This window comes from candidate division KSB1 bacterium, from assembly GCA_022562085.1.
Taxonomy (GTDB): Bacteria; Zhuqueibacterota; Zhuqueibacteria; order Oceanimicrobiales; family Oceanimicrobiaceae; genus Oceanimicrobium.
Genome location: JADFPY010000317.1, coordinates 1 through 5,260, shown reverse-complemented (window position 1 = coordinate 5,260; position 5,260 = coordinate 1). Strand labels below are relative to the sequence as shown.

Annotated in this window: 7 protein-coding genes; 2 read left to right on the top strand and 5 right to left on the bottom strand. The window is 46.5% G+C overall.

What is annotated here, in order from left to right; all coding sequences use genetic code 11:
• A partial coding sequence (locus tag IH879_19125) for an HlyD family efflux transporter periplasmic adaptor subunit (GenBank protein MCH7677040.1) occupies positions 1-740 on the top strand: 740 nt, incomplete at its 5' end.
• A gap of 16 nt (positions 741-756) precedes the next feature.
• The gene (locus tag IH879_19120) at positions 757-1,944 is read left to right on the top strand and encodes a hypothetical protein (GenBank protein MCH7677039.1); all 1,188 of its coding nucleotides are present in this window, start codon (positions 757-759) and stop codon (positions 1,942-1,944) included.
• Here the strand turns inward: IH879_19120 and IH879_19115 are convergent.
• The 5 genes from IH879_19115 to IH879_19095 form a co-directional block, all read right to left on the bottom strand.
• Positions 1,941-2,132, bottom strand: a complete 192-nt coding sequence (locus tag IH879_19115) for a hypothetical protein (protein MCH7677038.1) — start codon at positions 2,130-2,132, stop codon at positions 1,941-1,943. The genes IH879_19120 and IH879_19115 overlap by 4 nt on opposite strands.
• A 98-nt stretch (positions 2,133-2,230) precedes the next feature.
• Positions 2,231-2,557 carry a cytochrome C oxidase subunit IV family protein gene (locus tag IH879_19110; protein ID MCH7677037.1) on the bottom strand — a complete coding sequence of 109 codons (327 nt, stop codon included), beginning with the start codon at positions 2,555-2,557 and terminating at the stop codon, positions 2,231-2,233.
• Complete coding sequence (locus IH879_19105) at positions 2,557-3,159, bottom strand: cytochrome c oxidase subunit 3 family protein (protein ID MCH7677036.1); 603 nt, start codon at positions 3,157-3,159, stop codon at positions 2,557-2,559. The genes IH879_19110 and IH879_19105 overlap by 1 nt, the downstream gene beginning before the upstream one ends.
• A gap of 53 nt (positions 3,160-3,212) precedes the next feature.
• A complete protein-coding gene (ctaD, locus tag IH879_19100; GenBank protein ID MCH7677035.1) occupies positions 3,213-4,862 on the bottom strand; it encodes a cytochrome c oxidase subunit I in 1,650 nt (549 codons plus the stop codon).
• An 88-nt stretch (positions 4,863-4,950) separates the two neighbouring features.
• Positions 4,951-5,260 (bottom strand): c-type cytochrome (locus IH879_19095; protein ID MCH7677034.1); only part of this gene is annotated, 310 nt, incomplete at its 5' end.

Here is a 5,260-nt window from a genome sequence, read left to right as displayed (position 1 = left end):
TTGGCAATATGTTTTTTGCCAATCAAATTGAGATTGAACTAAGCGGCGACTACTCAACCGCAAGAAAAATCATCGACCTAACGGGCAAGCTCGAACTGTTCAAACAAAATATTTTTCAAAAAAAAGAGACCATTGTTCAGTTAAAAAGCGAATATCAGCGTGCAAAAGAACTCATCGCAATCGATGCCATCACCCGCTCACAACTATTAACGCTCGAAGATAGGTTAAAGCGCGCTGAATACGATTTATCGGCCCTGCAAATCGTATTTGGAGCAACTTCCAAAAAACTGAAATCTTATAAAAACCAAATGTATATAGATCCAAGCGGCTACGGGATTGTCGGAGAAAGAGTTCTCTACGCTCCAAAAGCCGGGCTCGTTTCGACGATCTACAAACATAAAGGCGAGGTGGTCAGGGCAGGTGAACCGATCATCAAAATTATAGATGAAAAAAACACTTTTGTGAAAGCCTATTTTTCAAGCGTTTTTGAAAAGTCAATTCATGGCGGGGATGAGGTCAAAGTCTATTTTGAAAACGGCGAAAAGTCAGATGGCGTCATCCGGAAAATTTATCCAACTGCGATATCACATGCGTCCGAAATCGAAAACAGGTTTGGGGCAATCAAACGGTCATTAATCGCTGAAATTGTTCCAGCGGATTTTCCATCGTGGGACAGAATTCTCGAAACCAGGGTCAAAGTCCTGTTGAAAAAAAAATGGGTGCCGGATTTAAAATTCTAAACAGAAAGAGGAAGATATGACGATCTTAAAATCAAAAAACTTTGCACGAACAATAAGCTTAATTGGGTTTACCTTGCTGATCACGGTTTGCGGCAAACAAGTGTTAGATCCATTTGAAGCAGAACGCATCGTTCTCGAAAATGACCCTGAGATTTTGAACAGCCGCATCAAATACTTCAACCAGGAAATACTGTTAGACTCTCCAAGTTCATTGAGCAAAGCCGGCGCTTCAAAACGCACGCACACCAAATTAATTCTTTTGGCAGAAGTCGAGCCCCCGGAAATTGACGGCCACAAATTACAGGCAAACCACGTGACTCTCAATGATGATCATGCATATGTTTCCTACAGTACACGCAACAACGAATTTCGCGGCGGCGTTGAAATTTTTGGTCTCAAAACAGCAGACCGGCCAGTCAGCAGATCGCTGGCGCTCTTTCGCGACACAGATATCACCCTTGCCATTGCCTGGGATGATAGGCTTTACCTCGGCGGCGCTACGGATAGCGACCACAACTCAAATTTTAAAACCCCGGCGGTTCTTGAAGTCATCACTTTGGATGATTACCGTCTGACCGATCTTTCAGAACGCGTGGACTTGCCGAGCTTTAATGCCAATGACTTAGCCTGCTTTGATGATGCTATTTTTGTCACCACTGGAACCACTGACGGCACCTTGTCAATCTTTGATCAACATGAAGACGGTCTAATCCTCTCAAAAGAAATCAAGATCGATGCTGCCAAAGCAATCGATAAAAATAAAGAATATTTTGTAGTCATGGAAGGCACCGGAACGAATTTGCATTTATTTGACCGCCCAAGCCGGGAATTCTTAAAGACCATTCCTCTCGGCTGTCCCAACTTCTACAAAGCCAAAGCAGAAATCCAGGTGGTGAGAGACAGGATCTATCTTTCCGCGTGGGATTGCGGGATGATGATGTATGATTTAAAGAAAGAAACCCTGAAAGGATTTCCAGCCCCGGAGGGAGGTCATTGCAATGCAATTTCGATCAACCTTGAGCTGGCGTTTATGGCCAACGGCAGCGACGGCTTAAGTGTCCTCTTTATTACAAAAAATGGATTCGAAGAAATAGGAAGTGTCAAATTCGCCGGCTCAACGAATTTTGTTGCAACGCTTGATGATTTGCTTTTTGTTGCGAATGGCAGCGGCGGGTTGAAAGTTTTGAGGATAGAGAGGAATTAGAATGTTAAATTTAGCTTGTTGGGAGAAATATCGAACGCTGTTCCTGTGTTGCATTCATTAACCAATTTAACCACTCTAGCCGTTCCATCGGAACGGCCATCAGTCAGGGAGACATAAAGTATTGTACCGGAGAAACGAACAACTGGTGCCCCAATTTGTTGTAGAACATTATTGGCTAAAGTAGCCATTCCATGCCTCCAATAATCTTGTCTGGTTTTGACATGTCAATTTCAAAAATACGATTTAGTTCAGGTGTGTTATAGCCGGCGAATAATTGAGAGAAATTCTACTGTGCCCCACCACCCTCCGAACTCCACCCACCAGAAGCAGGTATCCAGTCGCGGGTGAGCACATCGCTCAGGGTAAAGGCAAGCAGGATGAACAAAAAGAAGAAGCCGACGGCCGCAAAAATCCAGGTGAGCCGGCTGCTGTAGCGGACGTGCATGAAGTAAAGAATCACCAACATCGCTTTGGTAGAGGCGATGCCAAGGGCAACCGCATCGTTCACAGCGCCGAGGTCGAAAAATGCCACCCAAACGGTAGTGGCCGTTAAAATCATCAACGCGAAGAAAATTACGAAGTACACCCTCATCGGGACAATATGCTGAGACATCAGTTCCTTCCTATTAGATAGAGCAGCGGAAACAGAAAAATCCAAACAATATCTACAAAATGCCAGTACAGACCGACCAGCTCAACCGGCGTGTTGTATGACGAGTCATACTTTCCTTTCCAGGCATTATACATAAGCCAGCTCAGCAAACCCGCGCCAATAATCATGTGAAACGCGTGCAAGCCCGTCATGGAAAAATAAAATGAAAAGAAGATTCTCACCTGATCAGCAATTGGACTATCTAACGCAAAACCGGGACCGGGTAGAAGACCATCATGGATTTTATGCGAGTACTCAACGGCTTTGATGCCAAGGAAAGTAGCGCCAAGCACCAGAGTTGCAAACAGAAAAATAACGATTTTCATGCGCTGGCCCAGCTGGGCGAAATAAACCGCAAGCACCATAGTCAAACTGCTGCCAATCAAAACAGCGGTGTTGATTGCGCCGAGTTTGATATCCAGTTCGTGGCTCCCCAAATCGAAAGCCTCGGGAAATTTGGTGCGGTAAATCAAATAGCCGGCAAACAGCCCACCGAAGAACAGAACTTCCGTAATCAGAAACGCCCACATTCCCAAAGTGGACGCTTCGAGCTGCTGCTCCATGTCGTCAAAATGATGTTGCAGTGCGACGTGTTCGTGTGCCAAATCAACTCTCCTTATTTCAACCAGATCGTCGGTTGATAGTCGTAAGCCTCTTCATTCACCACCGGCGTTTTTTCAAAATTGTGTTGCGAGGGCGGTGATGACGCTTTCTCCCACTCCAGACCTTTTGCGCCCCATGGATTAGCACTGGCCTTTGGTCCCGATTTCAAAGACCAGGTAAAATAAATCAGCGGAATCAAATATCCGACTCCAAGAATCGTCGCGCCTGCCGTTGACAAGACATTTAAAATTTGAAATTCTTCCGGATAGACATGATAGCGGCGCGGCATCCCCAGATAACCCACAATAAACTGCGGGAAAAATGTAAGATGAAACCCGATAAAGATCACCAGCGCCGAAAACCTCGCCCAACCTTCAGGATACAATCGCCCGGTGATTTTAGGCCACCAGAAGTGGAGCCCGGCCATATACGCCATAATCGCGCCACCGACCATTATATAATGGAAGTGGGCGACTACAAAGTAAGTGTCGTGAACATGAACGTCGACCGCCAGCGTGCCGAGGAAAATACCCGTGAGCCCGCCGATGGTAAACAGACCGATAAATCCAAGCGCGTAAAGCATGGGAGCATCATAAGAGACCGCGCCTTTGTAAAGCGTGGCTGTCCAGTTGAACACTTTGATCGCCGATGGAACCGCCACCAGGAAAGTCAGAATCGAAAAAACCAGGCTGGTGTACATCGACTGACCGCTGGTAAACATGTGGTGTCCCCACACCAGAAACCCCAGCACTGCGATGGCGATACTCGAAAAAGCGATAAATGAATATCCGAATACTTTCTTCTTGGCAAAACAGGTGATGACTTCGCTGATGACGCCCATTCCCGGCAAAATCATGATGTAGACCGCCGGGTGAGAATAGAACCAGAACAGGTGTTGAAAAAGCAGCGGGTCGCCGCCGAGCTTCGGATCGAAAATACCGAATCCGAACAACCGTTCCAAACCGATCAACATAATTGCTGTGGTTATAACGGGCGTGCCTAAGACCTGAATGATGCTGGTGGCGTAATGCGCCCAAACGAACAGCGGCAGCCGAAACCAGGTCATGCCTGGCGCACGCATTTTATGAATCGTCACGATAAAATTCAAACCGGTTAGAATAGAAGAAAAACCGGTAATGAAAACGCCGACCGCTACAAGAATCACATTTGAATTCGAATACGTACTGCTATAGGGTGTGTAAAAAGTCCAACCCGTGTCCACTCCGCCGAAGACAATAGCTGCAAAAGTAAACAAGCCGCCCACGGAATAAATGTACCAACTCAATAAGTTTATTCTCGGAAAGGCAAGGTCTTTAGCACCAATCATCAACGGGATAAGAAAGTTACCCAGCACTGCCGGAATCGACGGGATGAGGAAAAAGAAAATCATCACGATACCGTGCATGGTAAACATTTTGTTGTAGGTCTCGGACTGCATCAGGTCGCCCTGCGGCGTCAGCAATTCGAGGCGAATTAAAACTGCAAACATGCCGCCCAGAAAAAAGAAAAGTGTAATCGAAATCAGATATAAAAGCGCGATGCGTTTGTGGTCAACGGTTAACAGCCAGGACTTGACCGAAAACCCGGCGTTGAGATAATTTGATGCGCCATTTGTATCATCGGCGAGCTGAGATTTACGTGGTTTGAAAACCGCTGTGCTCATTTAGTGACTCCCGCTTTCTCGGAAACGCTGACCTTCTTTAAGTAAGGTCAGCGTTTCCCAATACTCTTTTGACAAAAGGTCAGCGTCCTCATTTATTCTTAGTTAACGATTTAATATAAGCCGTAATCTGCAACAGTCCAACTTCGTCGATCTGGCCTTTGAAGGTCGGCATCACCGGCCGGTAGCCCGCAGCTATCTTGGCATTCGGATTCAAAATCGACTCACGAATGTACGTTTCATCGACGGTCACGGTCCGGCCATTTTGCAAACGAACCGGCTCCCCAAAGACACCCACCAACGAAGGACCGCGCGCATCCGGTTTATCGATATGGCAGGTGTGACAGGCCAACTGCCGGAACTTCTTCTCGCCAATCACCTCCAACGGCTCATTCGCCACG